The sequence below is a fragment of the Citrobacter sp. Cm038 genome, assembly GCF_030333105.1.
GTDB lineage: Bacteria > Pseudomonadota > Gammaproteobacteria > Enterobacterales > Enterobacteriaceae > Citrobacter > Citrobacter murliniae.
Genome location: NZ_JAOWGO010000002.1, coordinates 82,460 through 99,067, shown reverse-complemented (window position 1 = coordinate 99,067; position 16,608 = coordinate 82,460). Strand labels below are relative to the sequence as shown.

Sequence of the window (16,608 nt, the reverse complement as noted above, 5' to 3'; positions counted from 1 at the left end):
GAAGCCCAATTTCTTTGTATTCCCGCCATCATTCAAACCGCTGGTGTGCTGGCTGTTTTCACTGACCCCGGACACAAGCTTCAGTAACGTATCGTTTTTTTTCCTGCTACTGAAATGAATTAGGAACGGTAGAAATTAAGGGATCAGAAGACTTGAACCCTGCGTCGCCCGGCTTTCCAGGACTTCATGCGCGCGTTGCGCATCTTTCAGGGCATACTTCTGACTCTCTGCCACATCAACCTTGATAACCCCGCTGGCAATCAGCGAAAAAAGCTCATTGCTGGCTTCGGCTAACTCATTGTGGTTGGTGATGTAACCCTGAAGAGAAGGGCGCGTCACATATAACGAGCCTTTCTGATTCAGAATACCTAAGTTTACGCCAGTCACTGGTCCGGAAGCGTTACCGAAACTTACCATCAGTCCCCGGCGCTGCAGACAATCCAGCGAAGCTTCCCAGGTATCTTTCCCTACCGAATCGTAAACCACCCGAACTTTTTTACCGCCAGTTATCTCTTTAACGCGCTCGACAATGCTTTCTTCACGGTAGTTAATCACCTGCCATGCTCCGGCCTGCAAGGCAATTTGCGCTTTTTGCGCGTTGCCGACGGTACCAATCAGTTTTGCACCCAATGCTTTTGCCCACTGACAGGCAATCAGACCGACCCCCCCTGCCGCAGCATGGAACAAAAACGGTTCGCCAGGCTGGATTTCATAGGTTTTGCGTAACAGATAAAAAACGGTAAGCCCTTTCAGGAAGGAGGCGGCAGCCTGCTCAAACGAAATGGCATTGGGCAGAATGGCGACTTTATCAGCTGGAACGTTATGCACTGAACTGTAAGCGCCGAGTACGGACTGAGCATAGACGACCCGATCGCCGGTTTTAATGTGCTTCACACCGCTGCCGACTTTGCTGACTACGCCAGCAGCCTCGGTGCCCAGACCACTGGGTAATGATGGCGGCGGATAAAGCCCGCTACGGATGTAAGTATCAATATAATTGATGCCAATCGCTTTGTTTTCGACCTGGATTTCATGTTCCGCCGGGTCAACGGGCGCAAACTCCACAGCCTTCAGAACATCAGGCCCGCCGTGCTTATGAAATTCAATACGTGTTGCCATGTATCCTCCAGAACGTATCGTAAGGGTCTACTTATATGGTAATCTTTCGACCCATTCTTTATCTCGGTAACTCCATTCACTATGGCAGGAAATAAACCCTTCAACAAACAACAGACTGATGCTCGTGACCGCGATCCGCAGGTTGCGGGACTGAAAGTGCCGCCGCACTCGATTGAAGCGGAACAGTCGGTGTTGGGCGGTTTAATGCTGGATAACGAACGCTGGGACGATGTGGCCGAGCGCGTGGTTGCGGAGGATTTTTACACCCGACCACATCGGCATATCTTCACAGAAATGCACCGCCTGCAGGAGATGGGAAAACCCATCGATCTGATTACACTGGCAGAGTCGCTGGAAGTTCAGGGACAACTGGACAGCGTCGGCGGTTTTGCTTACCTGGCTGAGTTATCTAAAAATACGCCAAGTGCGGCGAACATTAGCGCGTATGCCGATATTGTCCGCGAACGTGCCGTAGTTCGCGATATGATTTCTGTCGCCCATGAAATAGCCGACGCGGGTTTCGATCCGCAGGGGCGCTCCAGTGAAGACCTGCTCGATCTGGCGGAATCTCGCGTCTTTAAAATCGCTGAAAGCCGCGCCAATAAAGACGAAGGTCCGAAAAACATCGCCGATGTGCTGGATGCGACCGTCGCGCGTATAGAACAGTTGTTCCAGCAACCGCATGATGGCGTCACCGGGGTGAATACCGGTTATGACGATCTCAATAAAAAGACTGCAGGTTTGCAGCCGTCAGATCTGATCATCGTCGCGGCGCGTCCATCGATGGGTAAAACGACATTTGCGATGAACCTCGTCGAAAACGCAGCGATGTTACAAGATAAGCCCGTACTCATCTTTTCTCTTGAGATGCCCTCTGAGCAGATTATGATGCGTTCCCTGGCCTCGCTTTCGCGCGTGGATCAGACCAAAATTCGTACTGGTCAACTGGATGATGAAGACTGGGCGCGAATTTCCGGAACAATGGGTATTTTGCTGGAGAAACGAAACATCTATATTGATGATTCCTCCGGTCTGACGCCGACGGAAGTGCGTTCGCGCGCGCGCCGTATCGCTCGTGAGCACGGCGGTATCGGGCTTATCATGATCGACTACCTTCAGCTTATGCGCGTGCCGTCGCTTTCCGACAACCGTACGCTGGAAATTGCTGAAATTTCTCGCTCACTGAAAGCGTTAGCAAAAGAACTACATGTGCCGGTGGTGGCATTGTCGCAGCTTAACCGTTCTCTGGAACAACGCGCCGACAAACGCCCGGTCAACTCGGATTTGCGTGAATCAGGCTCCATCGAGCAGGACGCCGACTTAATCATGTTTATCTATCGTGATGAGGTTTATCACGAGAACAGCGATCTGAAAGGGATCGCAGAAATTATTATTGGTAAGCAGCGTAACGGTCCTATCGGCACGGTACGTCTGACGTTTAACGGCCAGTGGTCACGCTTTGATAACTATGCCGGACCACAATACGATGATGAGTAAATAATTTGGCCATTTTGTTTGCGATTTAAGGATTGGGGAGTGCTCGTCATCCCCACGTACTTTAGTACGCTCTGGTGGCTGAGCGTTTGCCGCACCCAAACTCGCTGCACCAATAACACCAAATTCCAGACACATAATTCAAGGAACACAAATGCAAGCGGCAACTGTAGTCATTAACCGCCGCGCTCTGCGACACAACCTGCAACGTCTGCGTGAACTGGCGCCTGCCAGCAAACTGGTTGCGGTCGTGAAAGCGAACGCTTACGGACACGGTCTGTTAGAGACCGCGCGAACGCTCCCCGATGCGGACGCTTTTGGTGTCGCTCGTCTTGAAGAAGCCCTGCGGCTGCGCGCGGGAGGGATCACGCAACCCATCCTGCTGCTGGAGGGTTTTTTCGATGCAGCCGATCTGCCGACTATCTCCGCACAGCGTCTGCATACCGCCGTGCACAACCAGGAACAACTTGATGCCCTGGAAGCGGCAGAACTGGCTGAACCGGTCACTGTATGGATGAAGCTCGACACCGGAATGCACCGTCTGGGCGTACGCCCTGAGCAGGCCGAGGCCTTTTATCAGCGTTTAACGCAGTGTGAAAACGTGCGTCAGCCGGTCAATATTGTTAGCCACTTTGCTCGTGCAGATGAACCCGAGTGCGGTGCAACCGAAAAGCAGCTCGATATCTTCAATAGCTTCTGTGAAGGCAAGCCGGGCCAGCGTTCTATCGCCGCTTCTGGCGGCATCCTGTTGTGGCCACAGTCTCACTTCGACTGGGCGCGTCCGGGGTTAATTCTGTATGGCGTATCACCGTTGGAAAATCACTCCACAGGTGCAGATTTCGGCTGCAAGCCGGTGATGTCACTCACCTCCAGCCTGATTGCGGTACGCGAACATAAAGCAGGAGAACCTGTTGGTTACGGCGGAACGTGGCTCAGTGAGCGCGACACGCGTCTGGGCGTCGTGGCGATGGGGTATGGAGACGGTTATCCGCGTGCGGCTCCTTCTGGTACGCCAGTACTGGTTAATGGTCGGGAAGTGCCGATAGTCGGGCGCGTTGCGATGGATATGATTTGCGTTGATTTAGGCCCTGATGCGCAGGATAAAGCTGGCGACCCGGTGATCCTGTGGGGTGATGGCCTGCCGGTTGAGCGTATTGCTGAAATGACAAAAGTAAGTGCTTACGAACTTATCACGCGCCTGACGTCAAGAGTAGCGATGAAGTACGTGGACTAAATTTGGTTATAAGCCGGATAAGGCGGTTCCGCCGCCATCCGGCAATATTCCCCTCAACATCCTCTCGATCTTCTCTCACTTCCGGTTTATTGTGTCTTTATCCCCTGCCTGTAAACCTGGAGAACCATCGCGTGTTCCAAAAAGTTGACGCCTACGCTGGCGACCCGATTTTATCGCTCATGGAGCGTTTCCAAGAAGATTCACGTAGCGACAAAGTGAACCTCAGTATCGGCCTGTATTACAACGAAGACGGGATTATTCCTGAGCTTAAAGCCGTAGTTGAAGCGGAAGCGCGGCTTAATGCTAAGCCACATGGTGCTTCCCTGTACCTGCCAATGGAAGGGTTGAATAGCTATCGCCATACTATCGGAAAACTGCTGTTTGGCGCAGAACACCCGATTCTCCAGCAACAGCGTGTAGCGACGATTCAGACGATGGGGGGATCGGGCGCGCTAAAAGTGGGCGCTGATTTCCTGAAACGCTATTTTCCTGATTCTGGCGTGTGGGTCAGCGATCCGACGTGGGAAAACCATATCGCAATTTTTGAAGGCGCCGGGTTCGAAGTCAGTACTTACCCTTGGTATGACAATACAACCAATGGTGTGCGTTTCAACGATCTGCTAGCCACGCTCAATACCTTACCGGCGCGCAGCATTGTGCTGCTGCATCCGTGCTGTCATAACCCAACCGGTGCAGATCTGACTCATGCTCAGTGGGATACGGTCATCGAGATACTGAAAGCACGCGACCTGATCCCGTTTCTGGATATTGCCTATCAAGGTTTTGGCGCCGGAATGGATGATGATGCCTACGCGATCCGTGCTATTGCCAGCGCCGGATTGCCTGCTCTGGTCGGCAATTCGTTCTCAAAAATTTTCTCACTGTATGGCGAGCGTGTCGGCGGGCTTTCCGTTGTCTGTGAAGATGCTGAGACGGCAAGTCGCGTACTGGGACAGTTAAAAGCCACCGTTCGTCGTAACTATTCCAGTCCGCCGAACTTTGGTGCTCAGGTTGTTGCTGCCGTACTGGGGGATGATGAGCTCAGAGCCAGTTGGCTGGCTGAAGTAGAGGGTATGCGTACCCGTATCCAGGCGATGCGTCAGGAACTGGTCAACGTTCTTAATACTGAGATCCCTGGTCGCGATTTTGATTATCTGCTGCAACAGCGCGGTATGTTCAGCTATACCGGACTGAGCGCAGCCCAGGTTGATCGTCTGCGTGATGAGTTTGGTGTTTACCTGATTGCCAGCGGTCGTATGTGTGTGGCCGGTCTGAACCACAGTAACGTTCAGCGCGTGGCGAAGGCGTTTGCTGCTGTAATGTAATATTTTTTTACCGAAACACGTAGGTCAGATAATGGCAACACCATCAGGTTTTGTGTGCCAGACGGTAGCGTAAATACCTTATCTGGCCTACGTGACATGCCTCTATTCATATGTGATCGTTCTCTTTTTCTGTAACAAAACCAGATAAAGCCCTTCCTTTCCCCCCCCCTCAGGGGGTAAGGTCAGATAGCTTTTTGACCAGTTGTTAATAAAAAAATCATAACTAACTGACTAATTAGGGAAAAATATGCGCAAGATTTCTTTGGCACTGAGTGCCGTTTGTTTATTGTTCACGTTAAACCATTCCGCCCAGGCTTTAGTTTCTTCTCCCTCTCAGCTTAATCCAGGCACTAACGTTGCAAAACTTGCTGAGCAGGCTCCTATTCATTGGGTTTCTGTCGCACAAATTGAAAATAGTCTGACTGGTCGTCCGCCGATGGCTGTCGGATTTGATATTGATGATACGGTTCTCTTTTCCAGCCCGGGATTCTGGCGTGGCAAAAAAACGTACTCCCCGGACAGCGAGGATTACCTGAAGAATCCGGCCTTCTGGGAGAAAATGAATAATGGCTGGGATGAGTTCAGTATCCCGAAAGAAGTGGCGCGACAGCTTATTGATATGCACGTGCGTCGCGGCGACAGCATCTTTTTTGTGACCGGGCGTAGCCAGACCAAAACCGAAACGGTTTCTAAAACGCTGTCCGACAACTTCCATATTCCACCCGCCAATATGAATCCGGTTATCTTCGCGGGTGACAAACCCGGACAGAACACCAAAACGCAGTGGTTGCAGGATAAAAACATCCGTATGTATTACGGCGATTCCGACAATGACATCACTGCGGCCCGTGAGGTCGGTATTCGCGGTATTCGCATTTTACGTGCTTCTAACTCCACCTATAAACCGTTGCCACAGGCTGGAGGGTTTGGTGAAGAGGTGATCGTGAACTCCGAGTACTAAGGCGTCGCTTTTTCGATTGCTGTTTTTTTAAACAAATTTGCGTTACTGGCTTTTACCTTTCGCTGACTTGCTGCACACTGAGTAAAAGATGTTCTCATCAGGCGATATGCTGGTAAGGGGAATAAAAATGACGAATTCGGAGTTGCTGCAATACTGCATGGCAAAAACAGGTGCGGAGCAGAGCGTCCACAGTGACTGGAAAGCCACACAAATTAAAGTCGAAGATGTGCTTTTTGCCATGGTAAAAGAGGTGGAAGGTCGCCCGGCGGTGTCTCTGAAAACCAGCCCTGAACTGGCAGAGTTATTACGTCAGCAGCATAGTGACGTAAGGCCAAGCAGACATCTGAATAAAGCGCACTGGAGCACGGTATATCTGGATGGCTCGTTACCGGATTCTCAGATTTACTATCTGGTCGATGCCTCCTGGCAACAGGCCGTAAACACGCTGCCGGAAGATAAGCGCAAACTGCTGGCGTAAATTTGCCGCTCCCTGATGATTCAAGAAGCGGCATTCGCGCAATTACAGCATGGGTTTGAGGAATCGGGCCGTGTGCGAAGCTTCACACTCGGCAACCGTTTCTGGCGTACCGGAGACGAGGATTTCGCCGCCGCCGCTCCCGCCTTCCGGTCCGAGGTCCACAATCCAGTCCGCGGTTTTAATCACGTCCAGGTTATGCTCAATGACTACGATGGTGTTGCCCTGATCTCTGAGCTGGTGCAGTACGTCCAGTAACTGCTGAATATCTGCAAAATGCAGACCTGTGGTCGGCTCATCCAGAATATACAACGTCTGGCCGGTTCCGCGTTTTGACAGCTCGCGTGCCAGTTTCACGCGCTGCGCCTCACCACCGGAGAGCGTTGTCGCGGACTGACCCAGACGAATGTAGGTCAAACCAACGTCCATCAACGTTTGCAGCTTACGCGCCAGCGCTGGAACGGCATCAAAGAACTCGCGGGCTTCTTCGATAGTCATATCCAGCACTTCGTGGATGGTCTTGCCCTTGTACTTAATCTCCAGCGTTTCACGGTTATAGCGCTTGCCTTTGCACTGGTCGCACGGCACGTAGATATCCGGCAGGAAGTGCATTTCGACTTTGATTACGCCGTCGCCCTGGCAGGCTTCGCAGCGTCCACCGCGCACGTTAAAGCTAAAGCGACCCGGCGTATAGCCGCGCGCGCGTGATTCCGGTACGCCAGCAAACAGTTCGCGCACGGGCGTAAACACGCCAGTATAGGTCGCCGGGTTAGAACGCGGCGTACGACCAATCGGGCTTTGGTCAATATCGATAACTTTGTCGAAATGTTCCAGTCCCTGAATATCGCGATACGGCGCGGGTTCCGCCAGTGTTGCGCCATTAAGCTGGGTCTGGGCAATCGGGAACAGCGTGTCGTTAATCAGCGTCGATTTACCCGAACCGGAAACACCGGTAATACACGTGAACAGGCCAACTGGCAGCGTCAGGGTGACATCTTTCAGGTTGTTGCCGCGTGCACCGGTTAACTTCAGCACTTTTTCTGGATCGGCCGCAACGCGCTGTTTCGGCACTTCAATCTTGCGCTTGCCACTCATGTACTGGCCGGTCAGTGACTCAGGTACTGCCATGATGTCGTCCAGCGTTCCTTCCGCGACCACCTGTCCACCGTGGACACCGGCGCCAGGACCGATATCAATAACGTGATCGGCGGCGCGAATAGCGTCTTCATCGTGTTCCACCACTATCACGGTATTACCCAGATTGCGCAGATGGATAAGCGTACCTAACAGGCGTTCGTTATCGCGCTGGTGCAGACCGATGGACGGTTCATCCAGCACGTACATTACGCCCACCAGGCCTGCGCCGATCTGGCTTGCCAGACGGATGCGCTGGGCTTCGCCACCGGAGAGCGTTTCGGCTGAACGGGACAGCGTCAGGTAGTTCAGACCGACGTTAACCAGGAACTTGAGACGGTCGCCAATCTCTTTGAGGATTTTCTCTGCGATCTTCGCCCGCTGGCCCGCGAGTTTGAGATTGTTGAAAAAGTCCATCGCATGGCCGATGCTCATGTCGGAAATGGCGGGCAGCGGTGTGTTCTCAACGAATACATGGCGTGCTTCACGACATAAACGTGTTCCTTCACAGCTGGCACAAGGCCGGTTGCTGATGAATTTTGCGAGTTCTTCACGTACCGCACTGGATTCCGTCTCTTTATAGCGACGTTCCATATTGTGCAATACGCCTTCGAACGGATGGCGGCGTACCGATGTATCGCCGCGATCGTTCATATATTTGAATTCAATGTTTTCTTTGCCGGAACCGTATAAGACCACTTTGTGAACGGCAGGATTCAGGCTGGCCCATGGCGCTTCCACATCAAACTTGTAGTGTTCCGCCAGCGACTTGAGCATCTGAAAGTAGTAGAAGTTACGGCGGTCCCATCCGCGAATAGCCCCGCCTGCCAGCGACAGTTCAGGGTTCTGAATCACCCGATCGGGATCGAAATACTGCTGTACGCCGAGACCGTCACAGGTTGGACACGCACCAGCCGGGTTGTTGAACGAGAACAGGCGCGGTTCCAGTTCGCGCATGCTGTAGCCGCAAATCGGACAGGCAAAGTTGGCGGAGAAGAGCAACTCTTCCGCTTTTGGGTTGTCCATATCGGCAACTATCGCTGTGCCGCCGGAAAGCTCCAGCGCGGTCTCAAAAGATTCCGCCAGACGCTGAGAGAGGTCGTCGCGCACTTTGAAACGATCAATCACCACTTCGATGGTGTGTTTCTTCTGCAACTCCAGCTTAGGTGGATCGGAAAGGTCGCACACCTCACCGTCAATTCGCGCACGGATATAACCCTGGCCTGCCAGATTTTCCAGCGTTTTGGTGTGCTCACCTTTACGCTCTTTAATTACTGGTGCCAGCAGCATCAGACGCTTGCCTTCCGGCTGCGACAGGACATTATCAACCATCTGGCTAACGGTTTGTGCTGCCAGTGGGACGTCGTGGTCCGGGCAGCGCGGTTCACCGACGCGGGCAAACAGCAGGCGCAGATAGTCGTGAATTTCGGTAATGGTGCCTACCGTGGATCGCGGGTTGTGGGATGTCGATTTTTGTTCAATTGAGATGGCAGGAGACAGCCCCTCAATGTGGTCGACATCCGGTTTTTCCATCAGCGACAGAAACTGACGCGCGTACGCGGAAAGGGATTCAACGTAACGACGCTGCCCTTCGGCATATAACGTGTCGAAAGCAAGCGAGGATTTGCCTGAGCCCGAAAGCCCGGTGACGACAATCAGCTTGTCGCGCGGGATGACGAGGTTGATGTTTTTGAGATTATGGGTGCGGGCGCCCCGAACTTCGATCTTATCCATTCATCTTTCCCGGATTAAACGCTTTTTTGCCTGGCTGCATGGTGCTACCGGCGATCACAAACGGTTAATTATGACACAACCTAACCTGAATGGATATACAGTATTGGAATGCAAAACGCAGGTGTCTGTGCAACAATGTCTGGCTGAGGTTGTTTACTGGAATCGACCTCCCAACGTAGTAAAAGCGCTATTGGAAATGCTACAATCCCGCGCTTACACTTATTAAGAAACGTTTTTCAGGAGACACGATCATGGCCAGCAGAGGCGTAAACAAGGTGATTCTCGTCGGTAATCTGGGCCAGGACCCGGAAGTACGCTATATGCCGAATGGTGGCGCAGTTGCCAACATTACGCTGGCTACTTCCGAATCCTGGCGTGATAAAGCGACCGGTGAGATGAAAGAGCAGACTGAATGGCACCGCGTTGTGCTGTTTGGCAAACTGGCAGAAGTTGCCAGCGAATATCTGCGTAAAGGTTCTCAGGTCTACATCGAAGGTCAGCTGCGTACCCGCAAATGGACCGATCAGTCTGGCGTAGAAAAGTACACCACTGAAGTGGTTGTAAACGTAGGCGGTACCATGCAAATGCTGGGTGGCCGTCAGGGCGGTGGCGCTCCTGCTGGTGGTAACGCGGGTGGTGGTCAGCAGGGTGGTTGGGGTCAGCCTCAACAGCCGCAGGGTGGCAATCAGTTTAGCGGCGGTGCTCAGTCTCGTCCGCAGCAGTCAGCTCCGGCAGCACCGTCTAACGAACCGCCGATGGACTTTGACGACGACATCCCGTTCTAAGCATTCTGCTAAAAAGGCCCGTAAAGGGCCTTTTTTGTTTCGGGAAACGTAAAATGTCCGGCTCGATTGCAATCCCAAATCTCTGCCCTTGAAAGTATTACACCACCACGCACATCGGCCTTCCTGATATTGGCTCCGGGTGGATCTCTGCTTCCACGCTAAACACTCTTTTTAGCATTTCCGGCTGCATTACCGCTTCTGGTGTTCCCTGCGCCGTCACGCGACCATTTGCCAGCACGACGAGGTGATCGCAATAGCGGCTCGCCTGATTCAGATCGTGCAGTACCGTCACTACCGTTTTTCCCTGCGCCTTGAGCTCGTCCATCAACCGCATTAGTTCGACCTGATGATTAATATCCAGCCAGGTCGTCGGCTCATCAAGCAACACGACAGGAGTGTCCTGCGCCAGCATCATGGCCAGAAATGCTCGCTGGCGCTGACCGCCAGACAGCTCGGTTAAACGTCTGTCTGCCAGAGCATGCATCTGCGTTTTCTCCATTGCAACGTTGACCCGGGAATGATCTCCGATAGAAAGTCGTCCCCATAAGGAAAGCCAGGGGCTGCGACCGTAACTCACCAACTCCCGGACGGTGATCCCCTCAGGAGTAAGGTGATGTTGGGGTAGCAGCGCCAGACGTTGGGCTAACTGGCGTGATGACAGGCTGTCAATCGGCTGGTCGTCGAGCATCACGGTACCCGATGTTGGGATGAGCAGACGCGAAAAGCAGTTCAACAGAGTTGATTTTCCGCAGCCGTTTGGTCCCAGTAGTGCGGTAATTTTCCCTGACGGCAGTGCGAGCGTAAGTCCGTCCAGAACCTGGCGAGTACCATAGTTGACGGTCAGATTTTCGGTATGTAATTTCATTTAACGCATTCTCACAAGCAGCCAGACAAAACATGGTGCGCCGATGATGGCTGTCAGTATCCCTGCCGGAAGCTCCAGCGGGGGATGGATAATTCGCGCCAGCAGATCGGCGACCAGCAACAGCAAAGCGCCAGTTAGCGCGGAAACTGGCAGCAGCCAGCGATGGCGACCGCCGGTCATTTTGCGCACCATGTGTGGCACCACCAGACCAATAAAACTGATTGGTCCACAAACGGCTACTCCGGTTGCGGCCATCGCCACCGCCAGCATTAGCCCGCAAAATTTTACGCGCGGAACGGCCACGCCAAGCGTCGCCGCGCGCGCATCGCCCAGTGCCAGCAGGTCGAGGTCGCGGCAAAAACGCAGGCTAAGGGGAAGAAATACCGCCAGCAATGGCACCGCGATTTTTACAAACGTCCAGTCGCGCCCCCACAAACTTCCGGTGAGCCACAACAAAGCACTGTTTACATCTTGCGGATGTGAAAGCATCAGGTAATCCGTCATGCTCGCCCAGCAGGCGGAAAGCGCCACGCCTGTTAACGCCAGCCGCATTGGCTGCGTGGTATCGGCCAGTATGCGTAGCAGCAACAACGCTGCAATGCCGCCGCCAAATGCCAGTAGCGGCAGAAAAATTGCTGGCAGCGAGGGCAGTAGCAGCAATCCACTCACTGCCGCAAGACTGGCCGCATGGTTGACGCCGAGAATGTCCGGTGAGGCCAGCGGGTTGCGTACAATGCCTTGTACCAGCACGCCAGAAACCGCTAACGCGGCACCAACGAATATCGCCAGAATCAGTCTTGGCAGACGGTATTCCATCAATACGTAATAGTGTGTGCTGTCGGGACGCCAGTCAGTCAGCAGTGCTCGCCAGGGAACAGGGATCATCCCCATCTGTAGCGACAGCGAGGCGAATACCAGCAGAGCCAGCGCAATCAACATCACCAGGGAGGTTCTCATCCGCGCCTCCTGACCAGCCAGACAAAACACGGTGCGCCGATGAGCGCCAGCACTGCACCGGCAGGTAAATCACCAGGAAAGGCCAGGGCGCGGGCCAAAACGTCAGCCAGCAGCATGAACGTAGCACCCAACAACATGCTCATAGGCAGAACCTTGCGCTGATCGTACCCAATCCAGAATCGTGCCAGATGTGGCATCAGCAGACCGACAAATGCCACGGGGCCCGCCACGCTGACGCAGGCACCGACTAACGCCAGTACCAGAATATTGATGGTAAATCGCAATTTCGGCAGATTTACTCCCAACGTGTGGGCGGTACTATCCCCTATATTCAGCAAGTTAAGCTGGGTTGCCAGCAGCAGGATCGCCGGCGTTGCTATCGCCACAATCGGGAACAGATGCCAGAAATCCTGCCAGCGAACATGTGACACACCGCCAGCCAGCCAGTAAAAAATGCCCCAGGTATGATCTTCAGCCAGCAGTAGCGTGATCCGGGTGAATGCCATACAAAAGGCGGAAAGCGCGATCCCGGCGAGGATCAGCCGGTTTCGCTCCTGTGTATGACGAAAACCGCCTCCGGCGATCATGACCAGCATCCAACTTATACCACCACCACAGGTTGCGACGATGGCAAGTGGATATCCTGCCACTGGCGTGGGATTGAGGGCGCTGGTGAGCGCCATTGCCAGCGCGGCACCGCTGTTGATACTGAGCAGGGAAGGCGAGGCCAGTGGGTTATGGGTCAGGGTTTGCAGTAGCGATCCGGCTAGCGCCAGGCTTGCTCCCACCAGAATCGCGACCAGGCTTCTGGGTAAGCGGAGATTGTGGACCAGCGTTTGCGGGAGCGTCAGCGTATGGCCGGGGATCAACGCACCTAAAGCATCCATACCGGAAACAGGGATGGCTGAGTAGTAAAACAGACTCAGCCAGAAAATAGCGATAAGCGCCGCAGCGGGAATACCCCACAACAGTGCTGGATGTTTAGGGTAAGTCATTTCATATCGTCAACTGACTGGTGCTGAAAGACCTTTACCGTATCGCTGGCAATGCGCTCGGCAGCAAAAATGCCGCGCATTCTGGCCCAGGCATTACTGTCAACGGCGGCAATTTGCTGTTTTTTCACCGCATCAAGCATTTGCCACAATGAGTCCTGTTGCCAGCGTTTAACGATACTTTCCTCGCGATAGTGTGCCACCAGCAGCCATGACGGATTGATTGCCAGGAGTTGTTCAAGGCCTATCGAGGGGATGGGCGCACCTGCGATTGCTGGGGGGACGTTCAGGCCAAGAGTCGTTAATACGCCCCCGGTATAGGTCTCGCTGGAGTGCAGATTGAACTGCTGTTCGCGAGAGGTTCCAAATACCACGCTGGCCCCTTGCGGGAGAAGTTCGGCCCATTGAGCCATCTTCTGGCGATGTTGTTCCAGTCGTGCGGTCATCTGCTCTTTCTTACCGACAATATTCCCGATAATTGCGGCTGATTGCAGATTTTCTGCGTAGGTTTCGTTGCGGGATTTAAGCAACAGAACCGGGGCGATCTGCTGTAATGCACTATAGATGCCCGCGTGGCGGTGGCTGTCGGCAATAATCAGGTCTGGCTTCAGGGCGCTGATAGCCTCCAGACTTGGCTGGGCGCGCGTACCGACAGATTGCCAGGGTTTTAGATGCGCGCGAACCTCCGGAAGAATGCGGCCCGCATCACCATCATCGGCAATCCCCACCGGACTTATCTCCACCGCGGCCAGCGCATCGGCAAACGACAGTTCCAGCACCACAATCCGCTGTGGTGTTTTGTCGAGTGTAAAAGAGCCATGTTCATCCTGAACCGTGGCGGCAAAGGTGTGGCTGGCTACCAGCATCAGACCTGCAAATAGAAAACGAAAACATGCCAACATATGTACTCCCGGTGCCGGATAGCGCGGTGTTTTCTGGCCTGCATTGGTGTACCTGCAGGCCAGATAAGTGTTTATACCCGTCATTCTTCAAGCTGCTTGGGTGTTGGCTGCCCTTACTCACCCCAGTCACTTACTTGTGTAAGCTCCAGGGGCTTCGCTCTGTTGCCGCCTACAAGCAACTCGAATTATTTGGGGTATACGTCGCTCTCGGAAAAAGAACCCTTATCAGAACTTCAGCGAGCCTTGCAGGTACAGCGTGCGGGGCTGTCCGGTGTAGATACCTTTGTTGTTATCGTCATACGAGCGGGTGTAGTACTCATGGTCGAAAATGTTCTTCACACCGAATGCCAGATTCAGGTCTGCCATCTGTGGGCCGAAGTCATACGCCACGCGAGCTCCCCACAGCATATAGCCGGGGATCCGTCCGGTGCTGCCGTCTGCGCTCTCTTTCTCAGTGTTTGCATTATCTGCAAACTGGCTGGACTGGAAATCGCTGTTCAGGTTGAAGGTCCAGCTACCCGGCTTGTAATCCACACCGAGCGTGCCTTTATGTTTCGGCGAGAAAGGAACCTGGTTGCCGTAGGTATCGCCTTTTTCACGAATTTCGGCGTTTACATAGGCGTAGTTTGCATAGATGGATACGTTATCGAACGTGGGCGTCAGGCTGCCGAGATCGTAACGAGCCTGAGTTTCCAGGCCGGTATGGCGCGTTTTGCCGCGTGCGGTAACGGTGTCATTGGTTTGGTTAGAGTCGTACTGATTATTAAAGTTAATCAGGAACAACCCCATTTCCGCCGTTAACGCTCCGCCGTCGTATCGGGTTCCGAGCTCCCAGGTTCGCGCTTTTTCCGGTTCCACGTTGCCGCTTTCCACAGCCTTGCCAATTTGGCTGTACTGTACGGTGCCGAATGAGCCTTCTGTGTTGGCATAGAGATTCCAGCTGTCTGTAAGATGATAGAGAACGTTCAATGCCGGAAGCGGAGCGTTATAGCTCACTTCCTGATGTGTTTTTTTGATGTTGTTGTTCTGATACGACTCGATATGCTCAAAACGCATACCTGGCGTAATGGTCCAGTTGCCGATATCAATTCTGTCATCCAGATACCAGGCATGCGCTTCAGTACCGGAGCGGGTATCACGATCGTGTGGGCTGGATGTTGAAGGTAACTGCCCGCTCGCTGCTGCGCTGAAATAGCGCATCTCATGCGTTGATTCGTTGACGTAGCGATAACCTACACCAACTTCATGCGCGGAAGAGCCGATCATAAAACTCTGACTGTAGCGTGGTTCAATGCCGCGAACCCAGTAGTAACGTGGCGAAAGCGTGAGGTTTTTTCCCTGATCCAGAAAACCGCTACGCAGGGTTTGTGTATAAAAGCCCTGGATATTGAATTTATGTTGGCTGTCCGGCTGGAACTGGTACCCGAGGCTGGCCAGTTTTCTGCGGCCCCAGAAGCGATCATATGGACGGGTGGATTGCCAGCGGTCGGCGTCATAGTCGGCGCGAGACAGTCCACCAGGCATGTCGGCTTCACCATCGTAGTATTGCAAAAGACTATTGAATGAGTGGACTTCGTTCGGCGAATATTTGCTTTTTAGCAAAATATCGTCGATACGGGTGGCGCTGTGTTCACGCCAGTCACTACCACGGGTGCCGGAATAGAGCAGAGCGGAGCCGAAGCCGTTATCTGCCGTGCCGCCAATCATCAGATTGTGCGTTTCTTTCGGATTATTTTGTGATGAGGTTGGACTTAGTTGCCCCTCCGTCCCGGCTTCAATACCGAAGTCTTGTGGGATCGCGCGGGTGACGAAGTTCACTACGCCGCCGACACTTTGCAGTCCATAGCGCACCGCGCCGCCGCCGCGAACCACATCAATGGCATCCATATTGCCCAGAGAGACCGGTGCTAGCGAGAGTTGTGGTTGACCGTAGGGGGCAAACGGAACGGGGATGCCGTCCATAAGCACCGTTGAACGGCTTGCCAGGCGTGGGTTGAGGCCGCGAATGCCGAAGTTCATTGCCAGGTCGTGGCTGCCGGTACCGTTATTTTCTGGGGCGTTGACGCCAGGAATACGGTTAAGCGCTTCGCGCATTGTCGTTGCACCGGTTTTGATAAAATCATCGCGGCGGATAACGTCACGTGCTCCGGCATGTTCAAAGACGTCGTTTTCACGGGCATCGCCCAGCCAGTCGCCGACCACAGTCAATGAGTCTTCAGTCGCAACGGGGGCGGGTTCCAGCGTCCAGGTGTTATCTCCGAGCGATTTCTCCTGCAGGCCACTGCCTTTTAATAGCGCATGCAGACCCTCGTCGAGATTAAAGTCCCCTTGCAGACCATCGCTGTGTTTGCCGCGCGTCAGCGAGGCATCAACCGACAGAATAATACCGCTGCGCGTAGCGTACTGGTTCAGCGCTTTGTCTAAATCTCCTGCGGCAATATTAAATTGTGTCGCGATTGCAGGGAGCGAAGCCAGCCCGGCGAGCGGGAGCAGGCTTAAACGAATCCACATCCCCAGAGATGCTGTGTTATGAAAGGCCATCACGTCTCCATCATATTATTTTGTATTTTCATTAATGAAGTCGAACGACCAGAGGAAAAGGGACAATGGAAATGATAATTTTTTTCGTTA

13 protein-coding genes are annotated in these 16,608 nt (G+C 53.5%); 6 read left to right on the top strand and 7 right to left on the bottom strand.

The annotated features are described in order from the left end of the window. Positions 1 to 135: 135 nt before the first annotated feature. The gene (locus tag OGY01_RS00430; protein ID WP_045438543.1) at positions 136 to 1,119 is read right to left on the bottom strand and encodes a quinone oxidoreductase; all 984 of its coding nucleotides are present in this window, start codon (positions 1,117 to 1,119) and stop codon (positions 136 to 138) included. An 81-nt stretch (positions 1,120 to 1,200) separates the two neighbouring features. On the opposite strand from OGY01_RS00430, the gene dnaB reads away from it, so the two are divergent. The 5 genes from dnaB (at position 1,201) to OGY01_RS00405 (ending at position 6,611) form a co-directional block, all read left to right on the top strand. Further along, positions 1,201 to 2,616, top strand: coding sequence for a replicative DNA helicase (dnaB, locus tag OGY01_RS00425; RefSeq protein WP_045438554.1), 1,416 nt, complete (start codon positions 1,201 to 1,203; stop codon positions 2,614 to 2,616). Positions 2,617 to 2,767: 151 nt separating this feature from the next. Next, a complete protein-coding gene (alr, locus tag OGY01_RS00420) occupies positions 2,768 to 3,847 on the top strand; it encodes an alanine racemase (RefSeq protein WP_048222443.1) in 1,080 nt (359 codons plus the stop codon). Between the two features lie 131 nt (positions 3,848 to 3,978). Continuing rightward, positions 3,979 to 5,172, top strand: a complete 1,194-nt coding sequence (gene tyrB, locus OGY01_RS00415; protein WP_045438560.1) for an aromatic amino acid transaminase — start codon at positions 3,979 to 3,981, stop codon at positions 5,170 to 5,172. A gap of 247 nt (positions 5,173 to 5,419) precedes the next feature. Further along, a complete protein-coding gene (gene aphA, locus OGY01_RS00410; RefSeq protein ID WP_048222439.1) occupies positions 5,420 to 6,133 on the top strand; it encodes an acid phosphatase AphA in 714 nt (237 codons plus the stop codon). A gap of 127 nt (positions 6,134 to 6,260) precedes the next feature. Beyond that, on the top strand, positions 6,261 to 6,611 hold the full coding sequence (locus OGY01_RS00405; protein WP_045438566.1) for an MmcQ/YjbR family DNA-binding protein: 351 nt from the start codon (positions 6,261 to 6,263) through the stop codon (positions 6,609 to 6,611). A 42-nt stretch (positions 6,612 to 6,653) separates the two neighbouring features. Here OGY01_RS00405 and uvrA read toward each other — a convergent pair whose 3' ends face one another. After that, the gene (gene uvrA, locus OGY01_RS00400; RefSeq protein WP_286492216.1) at positions 6,654 to 9,476 is read right to left on the bottom strand and encodes an excinuclease ABC subunit UvrA; all 2,823 of its coding nucleotides are present in this window, start codon (positions 9,474 to 9,476) and stop codon (positions 6,654 to 6,656) included. A gap of 251 nt (positions 9,477 to 9,727) precedes the next feature. Here uvrA and ssb1 point away from each other — a divergent pair, with 251 nt between their 5' ends. Further along, a complete protein-coding gene (ssb1, locus tag OGY01_RS00395; RefSeq protein WP_045438572.1) occupies positions 9,728 to 10,261 on the top strand; it encodes a single-stranded DNA-binding protein SSB1 in 534 nt (177 codons plus the stop codon). 97 nt (positions 10,262 to 10,358) lie between these two features. On the opposite strand, the gene fecE is transcribed toward ssb1, so the two are convergent. From fecE to fecA, 5 genes are all read right to left on the bottom strand, one after another. Then, positions 10,359 to 11,126: a Fe(3+) dicitrate ABC transporter ATP-binding protein FecE gene (fecE, locus tag OGY01_RS00390; RefSeq protein WP_286492213.1), complete on the bottom strand. Its 768-nt coding sequence runs from the start codon at positions 11,124 to 11,126 to the stop codon at positions 10,359 to 10,361. Continuing rightward, positions 11,127 to 12,083, bottom strand: a complete 957-nt coding sequence (gene fecD / locus OGY01_RS00385) for a Fe(3+) dicitrate ABC transporter permease subunit FecD (protein ID WP_048222434.1) — start codon at positions 12,081 to 12,083, stop codon at positions 11,127 to 11,129. It abuts the gene before it with no gap. Further along, positions 12,080 to 13,078 carry an iron-dicitrate ABC transporter permease FecC gene (gene fecC / locus OGY01_RS00380; RefSeq protein ID WP_286492211.1) on the bottom strand — a complete coding sequence of 333 codons (999 nt, stop codon included), beginning with the start codon at positions 13,076 to 13,078 and terminating at the stop codon, positions 12,080 to 12,082. Before fecC ends, fecD begins: the two co-directional genes overlap by 4 nt. Beyond that, the gene (locus OGY01_RS00375) at positions 13,075 to 13,977 is read right to left on the bottom strand and encodes a Fe(3+) dicitrate ABC transporter substrate-binding protein FecB (RefSeq protein ID WP_045449399.1); all 903 of its coding nucleotides are present in this window, start codon (positions 13,975 to 13,977) and stop codon (positions 13,075 to 13,077) included. The genes fecC and OGY01_RS00375 overlap by 4 nt, the downstream gene beginning before the upstream one ends. Positions 13,978 to 14,202: 225 nt before the next feature. Next, positions 14,203 to 16,518 carry a TonB-dependent Fe(3+) dicitrate receptor FecA gene (fecA, locus tag OGY01_RS00370; protein ID WP_286492208.1) on the bottom strand — a complete coding sequence of 772 codons (2,316 nt, stop codon included), beginning with the start codon at positions 16,516 to 16,518 and terminating at the stop codon, positions 14,203 to 14,205. Between the last annotated feature and the right edge of the window lie 90 nt (positions 16,519 to 16,608).

Bases quoted from the DNA above. Each gene is read 5' to 3' on its own strand.
- fecA (WP_286492208.1), bottom strand. From the start codon at position 16,518: ATGGCCTTTCATAACACAGCATCTCTGGGGATGTGGATTCGTTTAAGC.
- OGY01_RS00430 (WP_045438543.1), bottom strand. From the start codon at position 1,119: ATGGCAACACGTATTGAATTTCATAAGCACGGCGGGCCTGATGTTCTG.
- dnaB (WP_045438554.1), top strand. From the start codon at position 1,201: ATGGCAGGAAATAAACCCTTCAACAAACAACAGACTGATGCTCGTGAC.
- fecD (WP_048222434.1), bottom strand. From the start codon at position 12,083: ATGAGAACCTCCCTGGTGATGTTGATTGCGCTGGCTCTGCTGGTATTC.
- uvrA (WP_286492216.1), bottom strand. From the start codon at position 9,476: ATGGATAAGATCGAAGTTCGGGGCGCCCGCACCCATAATCTCAAAAAC.
- OGY01_RS00405 (WP_045438566.1), top strand. From the start codon at position 6,261: ATGACGAATTCGGAGTTGCTGCAATACTGCATGGCAAAAACAGGTGCG.
- ssb1 (WP_045438572.1), top strand. From the start codon at position 9,728: ATGGCCAGCAGAGGCGTAAACAAGGTGATTCTCGTCGGTAATCTGGGC.
- fecE (WP_286492213.1), bottom strand. From the start codon at position 11,126: ATGAAATTACATACCGAAAATCTGACCGTCAACTATGGTACTCGCCAG.
- OGY01_RS00375 (WP_045449399.1), bottom strand. From the start codon at position 13,977: ATGTTGGCATGTTTTCGTTTTCTATTTGCAGGTCTGATGCTGGTAGCC.
- aphA (WP_048222439.1), top strand. From the start codon at position 5,420: ATGCGCAAGATTTCTTTGGCACTGAGTGCCGTTTGTTTATTGTTCACG.
- alr (WP_048222443.1), top strand. From the start codon at position 2,768: ATGCAAGCGGCAACTGTAGTCATTAACCGCCGCGCTCTGCGACACAAC.
- fecC (WP_286492211.1), bottom strand. From the start codon at position 13,078: ATGACTTACCCTAAACATCCAGCACTGTTGTGGGGTATTCCCGCTGCG.